The sequence below is a fragment of the Streptomyces sp. NPDC012474 genome (assembly GCF_042955185.1).
In the GTDB taxonomy this organism is placed as follows: Bacteria; Actinomycetota; Actinomycetes; order Streptomycetales; family Streptomycetaceae; genus Streptomyces; species Streptomyces cahuitamycinicus.
In genome coordinates this window covers 63916-83496 of sequence record NZ_JBIBEP010000012.1, presented here as the reverse complement: position 1 = coordinate 83496, position 19581 = coordinate 63916, and the positions used below count along the sequence as shown (strand labels likewise).

The following is a 19581-nucleotide window of genomic DNA, read 5'->3' as shown; positions in this document are numbered from 1 at the left end:
GTCCGCGCCCATGACCGAGGACATGACGGGCACTCCGCGCGAGCAGGGCAGCCAGTGGTACGACAACGAGGCCGGCCCGCTCGTCCGCCCCTACGCCATGACGGGCGGACGCACCCGGCCCGGTCCCACCGGCGTTCGCTTCGACCTGATCGCCCTGGTCACTCTGGACCCGAACGCACCCGGAATGGACGACGCCCCGCTCGGCCCGGAACACCGCAACCTCCTCGACCTGTGCCGCCCGGAAACCCAGTCGGTCGCCGAACTCGCCGCCGGCGCGGACCTGCCCGTCGGCGTGGTCAGGGTCCTCCTCGGCGATCTGCTGGAACTCGGCTGCGTCACCGTCAGCCGCCCCGTACCACCGGCGCAACTGCCCGACGAACGCATCCTGCGCGAGGTGATCGAGGGCTTGAGAGCGCTGTAGCCCGGCCCACCGACCCACCCACGACCGACGGACCGCCCCCAACCCACACCCCCAGCGCCCACGCACTCACCCACGAACAGAACCCAACGAACACCACCCACGCACGCACTCACCACACCCGGCACTCCTGAGAGAAGTGATCAATGGTCTCCGAGCACTCCGACGCCCCGGGCGGCGACAGCGCCGCACTGGCGCTGAAGATTCTGGTCGCCGGCGGATTCGGCGTGGGCAAGACCACCCTGGTGGGCGCCGTCAGCGAGATCCGGCCGTTGCGCACCGAGGAACTCCTCAGCGAAGCAGGCCAGTCGGTGGACGACACCGACGGCGTGGACCACAAGACCACCACGACAGTCGCCATGGATTTCGGGCGCATCACCATCCGGTCCGGCCTGTCCCTGTACCTGTTCGGAACGCCGGGCCAGGACCGGTTCTGGTTCCTCTGGGACGAGTTGTCGCAAGGGGCGCTCGGCGCGGTCGTCCTCGCGGACACCCGCCGCCTGGAGGACTGCTTCCCCGCGGTCGACTACTTCGAGCACCGGCGCATCCCCTTCGTCGTGGCGGTCAACTGCTTCACGGGCGCCCGGCGGCACGGCGCCCCGGACGTCTCGCGCGCCCTCGACCTCGACAGGGGTACGCCCGTGGTGCTGTGCGACGCCCGCGACCGCGACTCGGGGAAGGAGGTGCTGATCCGGCTCGTCGAGTACGCCGGGCGGATGCACACCGCCCGGCTGCTCGACTCGGTCGGCTGACCGGAGACCAGGGGCTCAGCGGCGGTCAGTCGGCGACGTCCCGCTCCGCCAGCACCCTGTCGAGGGTGACACGGACGAGGAGTTCACCGGGCACGCCGTTGCGCGCACCGAACTCCTCGGCGCGCTCCTCGCCCATGTACCGGGCACCGATCAGGGTGGCCCAGTGCCGGATCTCGTCGAGGTCTTCCGAGACACTGGCACGGCCCCGCAGCACCACGAACGAGTACGGCGGCCTGTCGTCGTCCACGCACAGGGCGACCCGGCCGTCCCGGAGGATGCTGCGCCCCTTCACGCTGTCCTTGCCGGTGTTGAACACCACCTCGTCCCCGTCCAGCAGGAACCAGATCGGGGTCACGTGCGGGCTGCCGTCCGCTCGGACCGTGGACAGCTTCGCTGTGCGGGTGCCGTGGGAAACGAACTCTCGCCATTGCGCGTCGGTCATCTTCTCTGCCATGGCTCCCATCCTCCTTGCCCCGGCCGCGGTCGTGGGTAAGGCTGAGATGGAGATCCTCCGGTCAGGAGGGGAATCACACGGGGAGAAAACGGGGAGATCGGAAGATGGCGCAGAACCAGGGACTCGACTGGCTGCTGGACGACTTGACCGCACGCGTCCACGAAGTGCGGCACGCACTGGTCCTGTCCAACGACGGCCTGGTGACCGGCGCGAGCACCGGACTGCGCCGCGAGGATGCCGAGCACCTCGCGGCCGTGTCGTCCGGGCTGCACAGCCTGGCCAAGGGCTCCGGACGGCACTTCGGCGCGGGCAGCGTACGCCAGACGATGATCGAGTTCGACGACGCGGTGCTCTTCGTCACCGCAGCCGGAACGGGCAGTTGTCTGTGCGTACTCAGCGGAGCGGAGGCCGACATCGGCCAGATCGCCTACGAGATGACACTGCTGGTCAACAGGGTCGGCGAGCACCTCGACGTGGACGCACGCCAGCCCGAACCAAAACCGATCACGGACCTCTGACCTGCACCTTCGTCCTCCCCGTGGAGTTATCCACAGGCTCGCCACGAGATACGCCGAACCGGCTACGGTTTTTTCACGGCGATCGCACAGGGCGATCGCACACGGCGTGAGCCGCTGACTCCACGGGGGAGACCGACCATGTCACGCACCGGCACGACACCCGACCGCCTCACCTGCGCCCCGAGCCGGGCCGCCCGCGAACTGGACGTGAAGCGGAGCGAGTTCGACCTCGCGGTGAACCTGGGGCTCATCCGGACCGTTCCCGACGAAGGAGGCGGGGACCGACGCGTCGCCCGGGCCGAGATCGACCGGCTGCGCTCGGGAGAGGGATTTCCGGACATCCTGCGCGAGCGCGTCGCGACCGTCGGCACCACCGAGGGAGCCCGGCTCATGGACGCGGCACCCACCAGGTTCACGAGCCTGGCACGTTATGGTCTGCTCGTCCCGGTGACCTTCTACCTCAACCGCTATCGGACCGTCGTGTGGCTGTATCTGGCCGAAGAGCTACGGCAGTTCGCGGCCGAGAAGAGCAACGCCCGGCTGCTGACCGCGCACCGCACGCCCATCGAGATCCGCGAAGGCTTGAAGGCCGGAATGGACCGGCGGCCCCGCAACTGGCGGGGGCGTCACGTCGGATTCCTGACGCGGGAGGCGGAGGACGACCCCTGGGCACGCGCGGCAGCGGTCGCCTGCCTCCTCGCCCCGGCCGACGTGGCGGAGGTCATCCAGGATCCCCACGAGCGTGCCCGCCTGGCCCACTGCCGCCCACGGCTCCCGGCGCACGGCGCCCGGGGTTCAGCCACCGCCGAACTGGCGGAGAAGCTGATGACGGCGAGTGAGCCGGACGAGGTGGCCTGGTTCCGCACGGACCTGGCCCACACGATGGAGGAGGCCCGACGACGGCACCCCGTGGCGCAAGGGCTCCCGCCGACACCGCTGACCGGACCCCCTCCGCTCGCTCCGGCTCCGGCCCCGGCTCCGCTCGCTCCGGCCCCGGCTCGGATGGCGGAGCGGCCCGCACCCTCGGAGCCCGCTCCTCCCCACGGCCTGCTCAGCTGGCTCCGCCGCAGAGGCCGACGGCCGGCCGGATGACCCCCGCGCCATGGCATCACCGCTGGTCGGCCCGCTGACCGATGAGTTTCCGGATGCGCCCGGGTCTTCCCCTGAGGAGACTGTCCCCGGGAGGCGATCATGTTCGGTACGACGAAGGCGTTCAGCGGGTTCTCGGTGGACGACATCGAGGCGGCCAGGGCGTTCTACGCAGACACGCTCGGGCTCCGCGTGTCGGAGGAGAACGGGATGCTGATCCTGCACCTCGCGGGTGACCGGGACACCCTGGTCTACCCCAAACCGGACCACACCCCGGCCACCTTCACCATCCTCAACTTTCCGGTCGACGACATCGAGGCCGCGGTCGACGAGCTGGCCGGGAAAGGGGTGCGCTTCGAGCGCTACGACCACCTAAAGACGGACGACAAGGGCATCTTCCGCGGCGGCGGCCCGCTGATCGCCTGGTTCACCGACCCCGCGGGGAACGTGCTGTCCGTCCTCCAGGAAACCTGACCCACCGGCCGTGCCCGAGCTCCCCGATGTCGAGGGCTTCCGACAGGTGCTCGAGTCCTGCGCGAAGGGACGCGTCATCCGGCGCGTCGATGTGCGGGACGCGGGTGTCCTGCACGGGGTCGACGCCCGGCGACTGCGGGACGCGCTGGAAGGGAGGCGGTTCGGCGCTCCGCAGCGACACGGCAAGTGGCTGCTGGCCCGCACCGGCGGCCCCACCCTCGTACTGCACTTCGGCATGACGGGGCGGCTGGTGTGCGGGCAGGCCGATGACACCGTCGAGCCGCACGACCGCGTTCTGTTCACCCTGGGCGGCACTCGGCAGCTGCGCTTTCGTGACCAGCGCAAGCTGCAGGGACTCTGGCTGGCCCACGACGAGTCCGACGTGGAGCGGCTGCTGCGGCGGCAGGGGCCCGACGCCTTGGCGGTGGGCCGTGAGGAGTTCGAGGAGGTGCTGTCGTCGCGCCGCGGGCATCTGAAGACGGTCCTCACCGACCAGTCCGTCCTCGCTGGCCTCGGCAATCTGCTCGCCGACGAGATCCTGTGGCGGGCCCGGCTTCGCCCCGACCGGGGGGCGCGTGACCTGACGCCGGAGGACCGACGTCGTCTGTTCAGTGAGATGCGGCGCACCCTGCGCTCCTCCGTCACCGCCGGGTGCGTACCCCCGCGTGCCACCTGGCTCACCGGTCACCGGGACGACCGGGACCCGGGGTGCCCGCGGTGCGGCACCGGCCTGCGCAGATCCCGTATGGCCGGCCGGGGCACGGTCTGGTGCCCCCGGTGTCAGCCGGACGGGTGACGGGTCGAACTGTTCGGACCGGCCGGACGACCAGGCCACCCGCCGGCCCACCCGTCGGCCCACCCCGCCGGGCCTTCCGGTGGCCCGGACGGCCCGGTCGCAGGACGGCCCGTTCGCAGGGCCTCCCGGCGGCTCAGTCGTCCGGAGTCAGGACGGCCGGTGCCCCGGCCAGGATGCCGCCGTCCACGATGAACTCACTGCCCGTCGAGAAGGTCGCGTCCATGACGATGAAGAGGACCATGCGGGCGACCTCCTCGGGCTCCCCGAACCGGGGGATGGGCTGCCCCGCCGTGTAGGCGTCACCGAAACCGGCCGTCATCCGGGTGCGGATGGCACCGGGATGGACGGAGCAGACCCGTACCCCGTCGGGTGCCAGCTCCAGCGCGGCGGCCTTGGTCAGTCCGCGCAACCCCCACTTGCTGGCCGCGTACGCGCCGACACCGGCGTAGGCGGTCAGCCCTGCGAGAGAGGACATGTTGACGATGACGCCGCCCCCGGCCCGGCGCAGTGACGGTGCGACCGCGCGCATGCCCAGCCAGGCACCCGTGAGGTTGACGTCGACGACCCGCCGGAAGGACGCGGGGCTCTGCTTCTCCATCGGGCCCCAGTCGATGATGCCCGCGATGTTGGCGAGGACCGAGACCGGGCCCAGCTCCTGTTCTGTGCCGGCCAGCGTCCGCCGCCACTCGTCCTCGCTGGTCACGTCCAGGTGCACGAAGCGAGCCGGGCCCCCGAGATCAGCGGCGAGCTTCGTCCCCTCGGCGTCCCGGACGTCGGCGACCACGACGGAGGCACCCTCGGCCGCCAGGGCCCGCGCCACCGCACTTCCGATGCCTCCGGCCCCTCCGGTGACGATCGCCACCCGCTCGCCGAGACGTCCCATGGTGGATCTCCTTCGCTCAGGGTGCCGCCGCGGTCTCGCGTTCCTCGTCCGGCGCCACCAGCGACTGCGTGAACGGAATCCGCGCCAGCGCGATAACCCCCGCGGCGATCAGCGCGACGCCGAACAGCTGCGGCAGCAGCCACCACCCGGAGCGGATGGTCTCCTCGTACAGGATGATGCCGAGGGCGAGGCTCACCAGAGCGTCGCCGAGGGTGAGTGCGGGCTGGGAGGCGACCAGCGGACCGGCCTGCATGGCGTTCTCCAGCAGGAACAAGGCGCACACGCCGGTGGTGGCGAAGGCGTAGGTCTGCCAGGCGGTGAGAAAGCCCACCAGGCCCTGATCGTCGAGGATGTGGGTGGCGGCCTTCATCAGCGCAGCGGTCACCGCGTAGCTGATCGCCGTCGCGGCGCCCAGGCAGGCCGCCCGGGCCCGGCCCTCCGGGCGCCGGAGGGCGGCGAGAGCCAGGGCGACGACCGCCCCCGCGCAGACGGCGAGCGCGGGAATCCAGCGGTCCAGCGCCACATGCGTGCGGTTGCCGGCGGGGGCGGCGGCGGCGAGCGCGATCGCCAGACCTGCCACCACCACGGTCACGGCCAGCCAGCCCATGCCCGGCAGGTGCCGGTGCATCAGCAGCGAGGCCACGATGAGGGTGAGCGGCAGCTCCAGCACGAACAAAGGCTGCACGATCGTCAGCGGACCGGTGGCCAGCGCCAGTGCCTGGCAGACGGCGGCGCCGATCACGGCGAGGATGCCGGCGAGCCAGACGGGCCGGCGCAGCAGATCGACGATCAGCCCGGCCCGCAGCCCCTGGGACGCCGGCACGGTGAGCGCCGCCTTGCGTTGCAGCACGGTCGCCACGGCGTTGCTGAAGGCCGCGCAGATCGCGAACACGACGGGGAGCACGGTGTGCAGCGTGGCCACCTCCCGGATCGGCGGGCGTGTGACGCCGGCAGTGCCTGCTCCTGCCATGGTCGCCGGATCCGGCCGGGGGCGCGATCGGAGCCCTGGCGCACCGGGCCCGGTCGTCGCCCCGGCCGTCGGGCAGGCCGGGTCAGCCCAGCTTCCGGAAGAGCCCCTCCTGCACCACGGACACGACCAGCCGGCCCTCACGGTCGTAGATCCGGCCCCTGGCCAGGCCGCGGCCGCCGACGGCGATCGGTGACTCCTGGTCGTAGAGGAGCCAGTCGTCCGCGCGGAAGGGACGGTGGAACCACATCGCGTGGTCGAGCGACGCCATGTCGAAGCCGCGCGGGCCCCACAACGGCTCGACGGGGATGCGGACGGCGTCCAGGAGGGTCATGTCGCTGGCGTAGGTGAGGGCGCAGGTGTGCACGAGCGGGTCGTCGCCGAGCGGCCCGACCGCGCGCATCCACACGGCGCTGCGCGGCTCGGCGTCCCGGACCTCCTCGGCGGTCCAGCGCAGGCGGTCCACGTAACGGATGTCGAAGGGCTGGCGGCGGGCCATCCGCTCCAGCTGCTCGGGCAGCGCGCCCAGGTGCTCCCGGATCTCGTCCGTGACGGTGGGCAGGGACTCCGGGTCAGGGACCTTGCGGGCGGGCGGCAGCTGGTGCTCGAAGTCGCCCTCCTCCGGCTTGTGGAAGGAGGCGGTGAGATTGAAGATCGTGCGGCCCTGCTGCACGGCCGTGACCCGGCGGGTGGTGAACGACCGTCCGTCGCGCACATGCTCGACCTGGTACACGATCGGCACGCCCGGCCGGCCCGGGCGCAGGAAGTACGCGTGCAGGGAGTGCACGGGACGGTCGCCCTCGGTGGTGCGGCCGGCGGCGACCAGGGCCTGCCCGGCCACCTGCCCGCCGAAGACCCGCTGCAGGGACTCCTGCGGACTGCGGCCGCGGAAGATGTTGACCTCGATCTGCTCCAGGTCGAGCAGGTCGACGAGCCTCTCGGCCGGGTTGGTCGTCATGGGTGGGATTCTCCTGTGCTCGCTGCTGCCCAGCCCGTCACAGCTGGCCGACGTCGGTGACGCGGACGATCGCGCGGCCCTCCGCGTCCGAGGCCGTGAGGTCGACCTCCGCGCTGATGCCCCAGTCGTGGTCGCCGTTCGGGTCGTGGAAGATCTGCCGGACCCGCCACAGGGCGTTCTCCGGCTCCTCCTCGATGAGCAGCAGCTTGGGGCCGCGGGCGTCGGGGCCGGTGCCGAGATCGTCGTACTCGTCCCAGTACTTGTCCATCGCCTCGCCCCACGCGTCGGCGTCCCAGCCGGACTCCCCGTCCATGTCGCCCAGTTCGCCGACGTGGTCGAGGGCGGCCAGTTCCACGCGGCGGAACATGGCGTTGCGGACCAGGACGCGGAAGGCACGGGAGTTGGCGGTGACCGGTTTGACCTCGTCCGCCTTCTCCTGGGCCTCCTCGGCGGTCATCTCCGCCGGATTGGCCAGCTGCTCCCACTCGTCCAGCAGGCTGGAGTCGACCTGGCGCACCATCTCGCCCAGCCAGGCGATCAGATCCTGGAGGTCCTCGGACTTGAGGTCGTCCGGGACGGTGTGGTCCAGGGCCTTGTAGGCGCTGGCGAGATAGCGCAGCACGATGCCCTCGGTGCGCGCCAGTTCGTAGTGGGACACCAACTCGGTGAAGGACATCGCGCGTTCGTACATGTCGCGGATGACCGACTTCGGCGACAGCGGATGGTCGCCGACCCAGGGGTGGCTCTTGCGGTACGTGTCGTACGCGTGGAAGAGCAGCTCCTCCAGGGGCTTCGGGTACGTGATGTCCTGGAGGCGCTCCATGCGCTCCTCGTACTCCACGCCGTCGGCCTTCATCGCGGCGACGGCCTCGCCGCGCGCCTTGTTCTGCTGGGCGGCGAGGATCTGCCGGGGGTCGTCCAGCGTGGACTCCACGACGGACACCATGTCGAGCGCGTACGACGGCGACTCGGGGTCGAGCAGTTCGAAAGCGGCGAGCGCGAACGTGGACAGCGGCTGGTTGAGCGCGAAGTCCTGCTGGAGGTCGACGGTGAGGCGGACGACGCGGCCGGTGGCGTCCGGCTCGTCGAGTTTCTCGATGATGCCGCCGTCCAGCAGCGAACGGTAGATCGCGATGGCCCGGCGGATGTGCCGCAACTGCTGTTTGCGGGGCTCGTGATTGTCCTCCAGCAGCCGGCGCATCGCCTGGAAGGCGTTGCCGGGGCGGGCGATCACCGACAGCAGCATGGTGTGCGTCACCCGGAACCGGGACGTCAGCGGCTCCGGCTCGGAGTCGATGAGCTTGTCGAAGGTCTGCTCCGACCAGGCGACGAAGCCCTCCGGGGCCTTCTTACGGACGACCTTGCGGCGCTTCTTCGGGTCGTCACCCGCCTTGGCGAGGGCCTTCTCGTTCTCGACGACGTGCTCGGGCGCCTGCGCGACGACGAAGCCCTCCGTGTCGTACCCGGCCCGTCCGGCCCGGCCCGCGATCTGGTGGAACTCCCGGGCGCGCAGAGTGCGTACACGGGTGCCGTCGTACTTGGTGAGGGCCGTGAACAGCACGGTGCGGATGGGGACGTTGACGCCCACGCCGAGTGTGTCGGTGCCGCAGATGACCTTCAGCAGACCGGCCTGCGCGAGCTTCTCGACCAGACGCCGGTACTTGGGGAGCATGCCGGCGTGGTGGACACCGATGCCGTGCCGGACGTAACGGGAGAGGTTGCGGCCGAACTTGGTGGTGAAGCGGAAGTTGCCGATCAGCTCGGCGATCTGCTCCTTCTCCGCCTTCGAGCACATGTTGATGCTCATCAGCGCCTGCGCCCGCTCCACGGCCTGCGCCTGCGTGAAGTGAACGATGTAGACGGGCGCCTGCCGGGCCGCCAGCAGGTCGGTGAGCGTCTCGGTGAGCGGGGTGTAGCGGTACTCGTAGGAGAGCGGCACCGGTCGGGTCGCCGAGCGGACCACCGCGGTCGGGCGGTTCGTGCGGCGGGCGAGGTCCCTCTCGAAGAAGGAGACGTCGCCGAGCGTCGCCGACATCAGCACGAACTGCGCCTGCGGCAGCTCCAGGATCGGGATCTGCCAGGCCCAGCCGCGGTCGCCCTCCGCGTAGAAGTGGAACTCGTCCATCACGACCTGGCCGACGTCCGCGTCCTTGCCGTCGCGCAGCGCGATCGACGCCAGTACCTCGGCGGTGCAGCAGATCACGGGGGCGTCGGCGTTCACGGAGGCGTCGCCGGTGAGCATGCCGACGTTCTCCGTGCCGAAGATCTTGCACAGCTCGAAGAACTTCTCCGACACCAGCGCCTTGATCGGGGCGGTGTAGAAGGTGACCTCGTCCCGGGCCAGGGCCGCGAAGTGCGCGCCGGCCGCGATCATGCTCTTGCCGGAACCGGTGGGCGTCGACACGATCACGTTCGCCCCGGAGACCACCTCGATCAGCGCCTCCTCCTGGTGGGAGTAGAGCGTGAGCCCCCGCTCGCCGGCCCACGACTCGAAGGCTTCGTACAGGGCGTCGGGGTCGGCGGTCCGCGGCAGCTGATCGATGAGGGTCACGCCCCCATCTTGCCTGGCCCGATGCCCGATGCGGGAATCGGCTGCGGGGCCGAAGATCACGAACGCTACGCTGGGGCGCCGGCGGGACGTCAGCACGCCCGGTCAACTGGACAGCGGCACACGATGAATGGGGCGGCGAGCGGCCATGATGGGACCAGCACACTCACTGTCGGGAGCCGCCGCCTGGCTCGGCGTCGGCGCGGCCGCCGCGGCGGCCGGGCACACGATGCCCTGGCCGGTCCTCCTCGTAGGCGCCCTGATCTGCGCCGGAGCCGCACTGGCCCCGGACCTCGACCACAAGGCGGCAACCATCTCCCGGTCCTTCGGACCGGTGTCGCGCTGGCTGTGCGAGATCGTCGACAAGCTGTCCTACGCCGTCTACAAGGCCACCAAGAAGCAGGGCGACCCGCGCCGCTCCGGCGGTCACCGCACCCTCACGCACACCTGGCTGTGGGCGGTGCTGATCGGGGCGGGCACCTCGGTGGTGGCGATCACCAGCGACCGCTGGGGCGTGCTGGCGATCCTCTTCGTGCACATGGTCCTGGCCATCGAGGGCCTGCTGTGGCGGGCGACGCGCGGCTCCAGCAGTGAGGTCCTGGTGTGGCTGCTGGCCGCGACCACCGCGTGGATCCTCGCGGGCGTACTGGACAAGCCCGGAAACGGTGCGGACTGGCTGTTCACGGCGCCGGGCCAGGAGTACCTGTGGCTCGGGCTGCCGGTGGTGCTGGGTGCGATCGTGCACGACATCGGGGACGCGCTCACGGTGTCCGGCTGCCCGATCCTGTGGCCCATACCGGTGGGGCGCAAGCGCTGGTATCCGATCGGGCCGCCGAAGGTCATGCGGTTCCGGGCGGGCAGCTGGGTGGAGCTCAAGGTGCTGATGCCGGTGTTCATGCTGCTCGGCGGAGTGGGGTGCGCGGCCGCGCTCAACGTCATCTGAGCGCAGCCGGTGCCGGGAGGTTCCTCAGCCGCCGCCGTAGCGCCGCTCGAACGCGGCGACCCGGCCCTCCGAGTCCACCGTGCGGGCCTTGCCCGTGTAGAAGGGATGGCTCTCCGAGGAGATCTCCACGTCGACGACCGGGTAGGTCTCGCCGTCGTCCCACTCGATGGTCTGGTCGCTGGTCGCGGTGGACCGGGTGAGGAACGCGTACCCTGCGGCGCGGTCGCGGAAGACGACGGGCTGGTAGTCGGGGTGCTTGTCCTGCTGCATGAGTGCTCCTCGAACGGCTCGGGACGGTGCTGCGATCAGCCGGACAGGGTGTCCTCGTCGACGATGTGCACGGCGGCCTCCTCGGCCGACGCCGCGGCGCCGTCGATGCCCACGTCCATGGCGACCAGTGCCTCCTCCTCGTCCTCGTGGGCGCCCTCGTCGGGTGCCACGAGCCGGCCGGAGCGCGCGGCGCCGACCTCGTTGTCCAGGAGTTCCCCGTCGGTGCCGTCACAGTCCCCGAGGCCGTCACCGTCCGGGGCGGCGGCCTCCGGCAGTTCCTCGGAGAGCCGCTGGTCCAGCGTCTCGCCCCGCTGCCGCTCGGCCGCGGTCACGCCGAGGTGTTCGACGGCCCAGGGCCGCTCGGGAGGGGACCAGCCCCGGTCCAGGGGATCGTCGACGCCGTCGTTCTCCAGGGTGTCCTCGGCGTCGAGCAGCCCCGTGTCCTCCCTCTGATCGTCTTGGTCCGGCTGGTAGACGTCGTCTCCCCAACCGTGGGAGCTGTTCACGGGTACCTCCAGGGGGTGGGACGGGCCCGTGTTACGGGGCCCGAGCCGGGCCGCCGCCGCACGGAGCACTGACGCCGCCCGAACCGCTGGTTTCCCGGGCGTCCCCCGAGCCGGTGCCTGATTCCAGCCTTCCACCCGGGCTCGGGACCGCGCAACGCCAAGGACGCGGCGGCCCTCGGAGCGAGCGCCCCCGGGCCCGCCCCGACGCCCGGGCCCGCGGCTCACCCGTGCCACGACCTCCACAGCGCGGCATACGCCCCGTCCGCGGCGACCAGCTCCTCGTGGCTGCCGAGCTCGCTGATCCTGCCGTTCTCGACGACGGCGATGACGTCCGCGTCGTGGGCGGTGTGCAGACGGTGGGCGATGGCGACGACGGTGCGGCCGTCGAGGACCCGGGCCAGGGACCGCTCCAGGTTGCGGGCCGCGCGCGGGTCGAGCAGCGATGTCGCCTCGTCCAGGACCAGCGTGTGCGGGTCCGCCAGCACCAGGCGCGCCAGCGCGATCTGCTGGGCCTGGGCCGGGGTGAGCGCCAGACCGCCCGAGCCGACCTCGGTGTCCAGGCCGTCCTCCAGCGTCCCGGCCCAGCCGTCCGCGTCGACCGCGCCCAGTGCCGCCCACAGCTCGGCGTCCTCTGCACCGGTCCGCGCGAGCCGGAGGTTGTCGCGGAGGGAGCCCACGAAGACGTGGTGCTCCTGGTTGACCAGGGCCACATGGGAGCGGACGCGCTCGGCGGGCATCCGGGACAGCTCGGCGCTGCCCAGGGTGATCCGGCCGTCCCGGGGCGCGTAGATCCCGGCGAGCAGCCGGCCCAGCGTGGACTTTCCCGCGCCCGAGGGGCCGACCAGGGCCAGCCGGGTGCCGGGGGGGACCTCCAGGGACACCTTGCGCAGGACGTCCACGCCCTCCAGGTAGCCGAAGTGCACCCGGTCGGCGTGCACGTGCCGCCCCTCGGGGGTCACCGAGGGGTCCCCGGCGTCCGGCTCGATGTCCCGGACTCCGACGAGACGGGCCAGCGACACCTGGGCCACCTGCAGTTCGTCGTACCAGCGCAGGATCATGCCCACCGGGTCGACCAGCATCTGGGCGATCAGGGCGCCCGTCGTCAGCTGGCCGACGTCGATCCACCCGTGCAGGGCGAACACGCCGCCGATCATCAGGACCGAGGCGAGCACGGTCACGTGGGTGGTGTTGATGACCGGGAAGAGCACCGACCGCAGCCAGAGCGTGTACCGCTCCCAGGCCGTCCACTCGCGGATCCGGCGCTCCGACAGGGCGACACGGCGCTCGCCGAGGCGGTGGGCCTCGACGGTGCGCCCGGCGTCCACGGTCTCGGCGAGCGCGGCGGCGACGGCGGCGTACCCGGCCGACTCCGAGCGGTAGGCCGAGGCGGCCCGCCGGAAGTACCAGCGGCAGCCGACGATCAGCAGCGGCAGGGCCACGAGTACGGCGAGCGCCAGCGGCGGCGCCGTGATCACCAGCCCGCCCATCAGCAGGACCACCCACACCACGCCGATCGACAACTGCGGAACGGCCTCGCGCATCGCGTTGCCCAGCCGGTCGATGTCGGTCGTGATGCGCGACAGCAGGTCGCCGGTCCCGGCCCGCTCCAGCACCCCGGGCGGCAGCCCGACCGACCGGACGAGGAAGTCCTCGCGCAGGTCGGCCAGCATCCGCTCGCCCAGCATCGCGCCGCGCAGGCGCACCTGACGGACGAAGACGGCCTGGACGGCCAGCGCGGCCACGAAGAGCCCGGCCGTGAGTTCCAGCCGCAGGTCCCGCGCCCCGTCGGACACCCGCTCCACCAGTCCGCCCAGCAGCCAGGGACCGGCCATCGAGGCGAGCACGGCGGCCGTGTTGACGGCGACCAGCAGCAGGAACGCCCGCCGGTGCCGGCGCAGCAGTTCGGCCACGTAGGCGCGGACGGTCTCGGAGGCGCCGACCGGCAGGGTGTTCGCCGTCGTCGGGGCCGCCGGGTCGTACGCCGGTGGCGCTACGCCGATCATGCCTTCTCCTCGATTTCTTCCAGTTCCTGCAGGACGTCGCTCAGGGCGACGGAACCGTTCAGCGCGGCCTCGTCGTCCGTCTCGCGCGTGACCACCGCCCGGTAGCGGGGATCGGTGCGCACCAGCTCACGGTGGGCGCCGACCGCCACGGCCTCGCCGTCGTGCAGGAACACGACGCGGTCGGCGCGGTCCAGCAGCAGCGGGGAGGAGGTGAACACCACGGTCGTGCGCCCGTCGCGCAACTCCCGCACACCTTGCGCGATCCGGGCCTCGGTGTGCGAGTCGACGGCCGAGGTCGGCTCGTCCAGGACGAGCGCCTCCGGGTCCGTGATCAGCGACCGGGCCAGGGCGAGCCGCTGGCGCTGGCCGCCGGACAGGGACCGGCCCCGTTCGGTGATCCGGGCGTCCATCGGGTCGGTCGCGTCCAGCGAGCCCTGCACCAGCGCCGCCAGCACGTCCTCGCACTGCGCGGCCGCCAGTGCCTCATGCGGCCGGACGGAGCCCGACGCGGGTACGTCGAGCAGCTCGCGCAGCGTGCCGGACAGCAGCACAGGGTCCTTGTCCTGGACGAGGACGGCCGTACGGGCGCTGTCCAGCGGGAGTTCGTCGAGCGGCACACCGCCCAGCAGTACCGAGGCGCCCTCCTGGGACGGGTGTCCGCCCAGCCGTTCCGCCAGCAGGCCCGCCGCGTCCGGGTCGCCGCACACCACGGCCGTCAGCCGCCCGGTGGGCGCGAGCAGCCCGGTGTCCGGGTCGTAGAGGTCGCCTGACGGAACCTCGGCCGCGCGCGATCCCGCGGTGTCGGTGGGCCGCTGAAGCGACAGCACTCCCGTGGCCCGCTTGGCGGAGGGCCGGGAGAAGGAGTACGCCATGGCGATCTCCTCGAAGTGCCGCAGCGGATAGGTGAGGACCATGACCGAGCTGTAGACGGTGACCAGTTCGCCGACGGTGATCCGGCCCTCGCGCGCCAGCCGCACGCCGTACCAGACGACGGCCACGAGCAGCAGCCCCGGCAGCAGGACCTGGATTGCGGAGATCAGGGACCACATGCGGGCGCTGCGCACGGCCGCGTGGCGGACCTCCTGGGAGGCGCTGCGGTAGCGGTCGAGGAACAGCTCCTCGCCGCCGATGCCGCGCAGCACACGCAGGCCGGCGACGGTGTCCGAGGCGAGTTCGGTGGCGCGTCCGGCCTTCTCGCGCTGGGTGTCGGCGCGCCGGGTGGCGCGGGGGAGCAGCGGCAGCACGGCGAGCGCCAGTGCCGGGAGCCCCACCGCGACGACCACGCCGAGCGCCGGCTGGTAGACCAGCAGGCCGACGCAGACCAGGACGACGGTGACCACGGCCGCGGTGAAGCGGGACAGGGCTTCGACGAACCAGCCGATCTTCTCCACGTCGCCCGTGGAAACCGCGACCACCTCGCCGGCCGCGACGCGTCGGGTCAGCGCCGAGCCCAGATGGGCGGCCTTGCGGGCGAGCAGTTGCTGGACGCGGGCGGCGGCCGTGATCCAGTTGGTGATCGCGGTGCGGTGCAGGAAGGTGTCGCCGACCGCGTTGCCGACGCAGGCGAGCGCCAGCAGCCCGCCCGCCAGGGCGAGCCGGGTTCCGGAGCGGTCCACGACGGCCTGGACGGCGACGCCGACGCAGAACGGCAGCGCGGCGACGGAGGTGAAGTGCAGCAGCCCCCAGGCCAGCGACTTGAGCTGACCGCCCAGCTGATTGCGGAAGAGCCACCACAGGAATCGGGGACCCGAACGCGCGTCGGGCGCACCCGGGTCGGGGTACGGAAGGTCTTGAATCTGCATGACGTCCCAGTGGCTCGTGTCAGGGGGATGGGGGGGTGGGGTCCGGCCGAAGGCAGCAAACCGTGACAGGTTCGCCTCACCGCGTGGCCGGAGGCAACAGGTTTTCCGCTTACCGAACGGAACCGGCCGAAAGGGCGGGGAACAGGGCTGTCCCGCGGGCGGGTTGCGCATTGCACAGGCGGCCGGGGCCCCGTAGAACACCGCTCATGAAGAGACGGATCGTCATGTCCATGCTTGCCGGAGCGACTCTCCTGGTGGGCACCCTCCTCGGCACCGCACCCGCGGGCGCTGCGGACGTCCCGGCCCCGGCGGGCGGCGTCCCCGCCGAGTTCGGCACCGACTGGCACGACCCGGTCACGGCCGCCCCGCCCGTGGCGAGGCCGTCCGGCAGGTCCTGTGAAGTCACCGTCGCTCAGGCGCGGTTCCGGGACTTCACTCCGTATCGCGGCACCTACGCTCCGCCCGGCGGCTGCGGCGACCGCTGGAGCAAGGTGGTGCTGCGGCTGGACGGCGAAGTCAAGGGGCGCCAGTACGACCGGCTCGGCTACCTGCACGTCGGCGGGGTCGAGATCTTCCGCACGTCGACGCCGCAGCCGTCGCCGGACGGCATCGAGTGGTCCGTGGAGAAGGACGTCACGCGCTACAGCGACACCTTCCGCACGAACCGGGACGTCGAGATGCTCATCGGGAACGTCGTCGACGACACCTACACGGGCGTCCTCGACGTCAAGGTCACGCTGACCTTCTATCAGGGCCGCCCCGACGGGAAGAGCCCCGACCGGGTCCTCACGCTCGACGGCGACTCGTCCCTGACCACCCCTCGCAACAGCGAGCGGATCGTCGCCGAGGTGTACGCGACCGGCTCCGGCGGCGGCTGCGAGGAGTACTGGTACCTGACCGTGCCCGAGCGGGCTCCGTACTCCTGCAAGGCCGGTGAAGGACCCTACCGGGAGGTGCAGATCAGCGTGGACGGACGGCTCGCCGGCATCGCCGCACCGTTCCCGACCGTGTGGACCGGAGGCTGGTCCAACCCGTTCCTCTGGTACGTGATCCCGGGCCCGCGCGCCTTCGACATCCAGCCGATCACCTACGACCTCACCCCCTTCGCCGGGATCCTCAACGACGGCCGCCCGCACCGGGTCGAGGTCTCGGTCGCCGGTGTGCCCGAGGGGCGGGCCGGCTGGAGCACGCCCGTCAACATCCTCGTCTGGCAGGACGAGCGGCGCGAGCGGGTCACCGGGAAGCTCACCGTGCACCGGGCCGGTGACCTGACCAACTCATCGCTCTACAAGCCCGGTTCGGAGCACCGGGTCGGCACGGAGGGCGCACACCGGCTGACCGTCGGTGGTTACGTCGACACGTCGCACGGCCGCGTCCGGACCACGGTCGGCCGCTCGCTCGCCCACGATTCCACGCACCGCTGGAACGATGGCGAGACGTCCGACGCTCTCGAAGCGACCTGGAGCGACGACGAGTCGGTGACCGTCGACGGCCGGACCACGCTGACCCGTCGGGTCTACGCGATGGACGGCACGACCACCCTCGGCGCGGGAGACCGGCTGCGCACTGTGCTGACCCTCGGCGATCGCGCCACCGTCGTCGGCACGCACGACGGGCGCCGCACCGCGTGGTCACGGCTCGACAACTCGTATACGGGTGACGCGACCTACACCGCGAACGTGCCGCGCGACCAGCGCCACGCGGTCGGCACCACGAGCGCCCGCCACCGGCTGTACGGCTCCGGCGGCTGCTACGACCGGACGCTGACCACCGTGCAGGGAGTGCTCACGGGAGACCGCAGCCGGTGCTGAGGGGAGGGATGCGGCGCATGTGACGTGCATCACTTATGACAGTTTTACCTGGCCGAAACGTTGCGGTCTTGTGCGCGATCACGTCAGCCTCCAGTGTGTCGGAATCGGAATTCGCATTCCGCATCACAGAAGTCCCCTCCGGCTTCTGTGCGTCCCGTCCCCCTAGGAGGCTTCGTGCCGCCGTCCGTCCCGTCCGTCCCGCGACGCGTCGCACGCACTCTACGCACCTCACTCTTCGCGCAGGTTCTCTGCGCGCTCGTCCTCGGAATCGTCGTCGGAAAGCTGTGGCCGGAAACGGCCACGGCTCTCCAGCCGCTCGGCGACGGTTTCACCCGGCTCATCAAGACGGTGATCTCGCCGCTGGTGTTCTGCGTGGTCGTCGTCGGCATTGCCAAGGCGGGTGACCTGAAGGCCTTCGGCCGGATCGGGGTCAAGGCCCTCGTCTGGTTCGAGATCGCCTCCACGGCCGCCCTCGTCATAGGGCTCCTCGCCGCCAATGTCGTCGGCCCGGGCAGGGGCATGAACGTCGACCCCGCCTCGCTGGACACCGCGGCGGTGGACGAGACGACGGGCGGTGGGCATCTGCCCACGACGACCGAGTTCGTCCTGAACGCGCTTCCGCAGAGTTTCATCGGCTCCTTCGCCGAGAACGAGCTTCTTCAGGTCCTCATCCTGGCCTGCCTGGTGGGCGCCGCCCTGCTGCATCTCGGGCATACCAAGGTCCCGAAGATCCTGCCCGCGATCGAGCAGGCCCAGGAGATCATCTTCGCGGTCGTCGGCTTCATCATGCGGCTGGCCCCGATCGCGGTGTTCGGCGCGATGGCCCACCTGGTCGGCAACTACGGCCTGGGCGTGATGAGGACGTACGCGGAGCTCATCGTGCTCTGCTACGCGGCGGCGGCGCTGTTCATCGCGCTGCTGGCCGTCGCCCTGAAGGCCGTGACCGGCCTCAGTCTGTGGAAGTTCCTGCGCTACATCCGCGAGGAGATGCTGCTCGCGCTCGGTACCGCGTCCACGGAGTCGGTCATGCCGCGTGTGATGCAGAAGCTGCGCCGGGCCGGGGCCCGCGACGACGCCGTGGGGCTGGTGCTCCCCACCGGCTACTCCTTCAACCTCGACGGCGCCTCGCTCTACCTGTCCATCGGCACGCTGTTCATCGCCCAGGCCGTCGGTGTGGACCTGAGCCTCGGCCAGCAGGTCACCGTCGTCCTGGTGCTGATGCTGACCAGCAAGGGCATGGCGGGCATCCCCGGTTCGGCGTTCCTCGCCCTGTCCGCGACCGCCTCCTCCCTGGGGGCGATCCCCGCCGGGGCCGTCGCGCTGCTGCTCGGCGTGGACCGCATCATGGACTCGATGCGCGTCGTCACCAACCTGCTCGGCAACTGCGTCGCCGTCTTCGCGGTGTCCCGCTGGGAGGGTGCCCTGGACATCGACCGGGCCAGGAGAACGCTCGACGGGGAGGACACCTTCCCGCCGGAGGATGGCAGTGCCGAGGACCGCGACGGCGACGAGCGCGTAGCCGTCGAGGCCGGCAGCGAGGCCCTGGCTCCGGGCATCCCGGCCCAGAAGCCCAAGGACCTCAAGGCGTCCAAGGAGCCCGCCCCCGACGCCGGTTGAGGAAAGCGGCAGCGGGCCGCGGCCACCGCTCGGCAAGACGGGCGGGCGGCCGCAACCCGCTTTCGTGTTCCGGCCGGTCGGCAGGCCTGTATCGGCGTCCCGTCGACCGGCTTGTGGCGGTCGGCAGGCCTGTATCGGCGTCCCGTCGATCGGCTTGTGGCGGTCGGCAGGCCTGTATCGGCGTCCCGTCGATCGGCTTGTGGCGGTCGGCAGGCCTGTATCGGCGTCCCGTCGACCGGCTTGCGGCGGTCAGCAGGGTTGCACCGGCGCCCCGTCGATCAGCGTGTTCAGCAGCCCCCCGAGTGCTTCCCGCTGATCCCCCGTCAGCGGCGCGAGGATCTCCTCCGCCGCCGACCTGCGCGCCGCCCGCAGCTCGCGCAGTGCGCCCCGGCCGTCGTCCGTGAGCTCGATGCGGATCACCCGCCGGTTCGCCGGGTCCGGGACGCGGCGCACCTTGCCACTCGCCTCCAGGCCGTCGACCAGCGTCGTCACGGCCCGCGGCACCACCTCCAGGCGCTCGGCGAGGTCGGCCATGCGCGGCGGCGAGCCCCAGTGCGCCAGCGTGCGCAGCAGCCGGGACTGGGCGGGGGTGATGCCCAGCTCACGCTGCTCCAGATGGCGCTTCTGGATGCGGTGCACCCGGCGGGTGAGCCGCAGCAACTGCTCGGCGAGAAGGCCGTCGGAGTCGGGCGTGGTCATGCGGGAACAATATCAGGATGCAGTTCATTGTGAGCATAGGTAACAATGAGCTGTGATCCGATCCGCCGCATCC

The 19581-nt window shown here is 71.4% G+C and carries 19 protein-coding genes; 9 read left to right on the top strand and 10 right to left on the bottom strand.

Annotated features, from left to right (window positions below; all coding sequences use genetic code 11):
• Nucleotides 1-10: 10 nt before the first annotated feature.
• Both ACFY9S_RS24955 and ACFY9S_RS24950 read left to right on the top strand, forming a co-directional pair.
• On the top strand, nucleotides 11-421 hold the full coding sequence (locus tag ACFY9S_RS24955) for a DUF742 domain-containing protein (RefSeq protein WP_391132086.1): 411 nt from the start codon (nucleotides 11-13) through the stop codon (nucleotides 419-421).
• Between the two features lie 143 nt (nucleotides 422-564).
• The gene (locus tag ACFY9S_RS24950; protein ID WP_391132084.1) at nucleotides 565-1170 is read left to right on the top strand and encodes an ATP/GTP-binding protein; all 606 of its coding nucleotides are present in this window, start codon (nucleotides 565-567) and stop codon (nucleotides 1168-1170) included.
• A gap of 25 nt (nucleotides 1171-1195) precedes the next feature.
• On the opposite strand, the gene ACFY9S_RS24945 is transcribed toward ACFY9S_RS24950, so the two are convergent.
• Nucleotides 1196-1624, bottom strand: a complete 429-nt coding sequence (locus tag ACFY9S_RS24945) for a TIGR03618 family F420-dependent PPOX class oxidoreductase (RefSeq protein WP_391132082.1) — start codon at nucleotides 1622-1624, stop codon at nucleotides 1196-1198.
• Between the two features lie 104 nt (nucleotides 1625-1728).
• Between ACFY9S_RS24945 and ACFY9S_RS24940 the strand changes: the two genes are divergently transcribed.
• The 4 genes from ACFY9S_RS24940 to ACFY9S_RS24925 all read left to right on the top strand — a co-directional run bounded on the left by ACFY9S_RS24940 (nucleotide 1729) and on the right by ACFY9S_RS24925 (nucleotide 4501).
• The gene (locus tag ACFY9S_RS24940; protein ID WP_391132080.1) at nucleotides 1729-2142 is read left to right on the top strand and encodes a roadblock/LC7 domain-containing protein; all 414 of its coding nucleotides are present in this window, start codon (nucleotides 1729-1731) and stop codon (nucleotides 2140-2142) included.
• A 138-nt stretch (nucleotides 2143-2280) separates the two neighbouring features.
• Entirely contained in the window at nucleotides 2281-3234 is a 954-nt protein-coding gene (locus ACFY9S_RS24935) for a DUF6397 family protein (protein WP_391132078.1), read from the top strand.
• A gap of 99 nt (nucleotides 3235-3333) precedes the next feature.
• Nucleotides 3334-3705, top strand: a complete 372-nt coding sequence (locus tag ACFY9S_RS24930; protein WP_184562648.1) for a VOC family protein — start codon at nucleotides 3334-3336, stop codon at nucleotides 3703-3705.
• Between the two features lie 10 nt (nucleotides 3706-3715).
• On the top strand, nucleotides 3716-4501 hold the full coding sequence (locus tag ACFY9S_RS24925; RefSeq protein ID WP_391132076.1) for a DNA-formamidopyrimidine glycosylase family protein: 786 nt from the start codon (nucleotides 3716-3718) through the stop codon (nucleotides 4499-4501).
• A 133-nt stretch (nucleotides 4502-4634) separates the two neighbouring features.
• Here the strand turns inward: ACFY9S_RS24925 and ACFY9S_RS24920 are convergent, their stop codons facing one another.
• The 4 genes from ACFY9S_RS24920 to ACFY9S_RS24905 form a co-directional block, all read right to left on the bottom strand.
• The gene (locus ACFY9S_RS24920) at nucleotides 4635-5384 is read right to left on the bottom strand and encodes an SDR family oxidoreductase (protein WP_391132074.1); all 750 of its coding nucleotides are present in this window, start codon (nucleotides 5382-5384) and stop codon (nucleotides 4635-4637) included.
• A gap of 16 nt (nucleotides 5385-5400) precedes the next feature.
• Nucleotides 5401-6297 (bottom strand): DMT family transporter, encoded by an 897-nt coding sequence (locus ACFY9S_RS24915; RefSeq protein ID WP_391132409.1) that lies wholly within the window; start codon nucleotides 6295-6297, stop codon nucleotides 5401-5403.
• Nucleotides 6298-6436: 139 nt separating this feature from the next.
• On the bottom strand, nucleotides 6437-7309 hold the full coding sequence (locus ACFY9S_RS24910; protein WP_391132072.1) for an acyl-CoA thioesterase domain-containing protein: 873 nt from the start codon (nucleotides 7307-7309) through the stop codon (nucleotides 6437-6439).
• A 37-nt stretch (nucleotides 7310-7346) separates the two neighbouring features.
• A complete protein-coding gene (locus ACFY9S_RS24905) occupies nucleotides 7347-9860 on the bottom strand; it encodes a DUF3516 domain-containing protein (protein ID WP_391132071.1) in 2514 nt (837 codons plus the stop codon).
• 145 nt (nucleotides 9861-10005) lie between these two features.
• Between ACFY9S_RS24905 and ACFY9S_RS24900 the strand changes: the two genes are divergently transcribed.
• Nucleotides 10006-10800: a metal-dependent hydrolase gene (locus tag ACFY9S_RS24900; protein ID WP_391132069.1), complete on the top strand. Its 795-nt coding sequence runs from the start codon at nucleotides 10006-10008 to the stop codon at nucleotides 10798-10800.
• A 24-nt stretch (nucleotides 10801-10824) separates the two neighbouring features.
• Here the strand turns inward: ACFY9S_RS24900 and ACFY9S_RS24895 are convergent, their stop codons facing one another.
• From ACFY9S_RS24895 to ACFY9S_RS24880, 4 genes are all read right to left on the bottom strand, one after another.
• Nucleotides 10825-11070, bottom strand: coding sequence for a type B 50S ribosomal protein L31 (locus tag ACFY9S_RS24895; protein ID WP_107457370.1), 246 nt, complete (start codon nucleotides 11068-11070; stop codon nucleotides 10825-10827).
• Nucleotides 11071-11105: 35 nt separating this feature from the next.
• Complete coding sequence (locus ACFY9S_RS24890; RefSeq protein ID WP_391132067.1) at nucleotides 11106-11576, bottom strand: DUF5709 domain-containing protein; 471 nt, start codon at nucleotides 11574-11576, stop codon at nucleotides 11106-11108.
• Between the two features lie 221 nt (nucleotides 11577-11797).
• Nucleotides 11798-13579: an ABC transporter transmembrane domain-containing protein gene (locus tag ACFY9S_RS24885; protein ID WP_391132065.1), complete on the bottom strand. Its 1782-nt coding sequence runs from the start codon at nucleotides 13577-13579 to the stop codon at nucleotides 11798-11800.
• The gene (locus ACFY9S_RS24880; protein WP_391132063.1) at nucleotides 13576-15381 is read right to left on the bottom strand and encodes an ABC transporter transmembrane domain-containing protein; all 1806 of its coding nucleotides are present in this window, start codon (nucleotides 15379-15381) and stop codon (nucleotides 13576-13578) included. The genes ACFY9S_RS24885 and ACFY9S_RS24880 overlap by 4 nt, the downstream gene beginning before the upstream one ends.
• A 206-nt stretch (nucleotides 15382-15587) precedes the next feature.
• Between ACFY9S_RS24880 and ACFY9S_RS24875 the strand changes: the two genes are divergently transcribed.
• Nucleotides 15588-17192 carry a peptide-N4-asparagine amidase gene (locus tag ACFY9S_RS24875; RefSeq protein WP_391132061.1) on the top strand — a complete coding sequence of 535 codons (1605 nt, stop codon included), beginning with the start codon at nucleotides 15588-15590 and terminating at the stop codon, nucleotides 17190-17192.
• A 174-nt stretch (nucleotides 17193-17366) separates the two neighbouring features.
• On the top strand, nucleotides 17367-18809 hold the full coding sequence (locus ACFY9S_RS24870; protein WP_391132059.1) for a cation:dicarboxylate symporter family transporter: 1443 nt from the start codon (nucleotides 17367-17369) through the stop codon (nucleotides 18807-18809).
• Nucleotides 18810-19058: 249 nt separating this feature from the next.
• Here the strand turns inward: ACFY9S_RS24870 and ACFY9S_RS24865 are convergent, their stop codons facing one another.
• Nucleotides 19059-19508 (bottom strand): MarR family winged helix-turn-helix transcriptional regulator, encoded by a 450-nt coding sequence (locus ACFY9S_RS24865; RefSeq protein ID WP_102908415.1) that lies wholly within the window; start codon nucleotides 19506-19508, stop codon nucleotides 19059-19061.
• Between the last annotated feature and the right edge of the window lie 73 nt (nucleotides 19509-19581).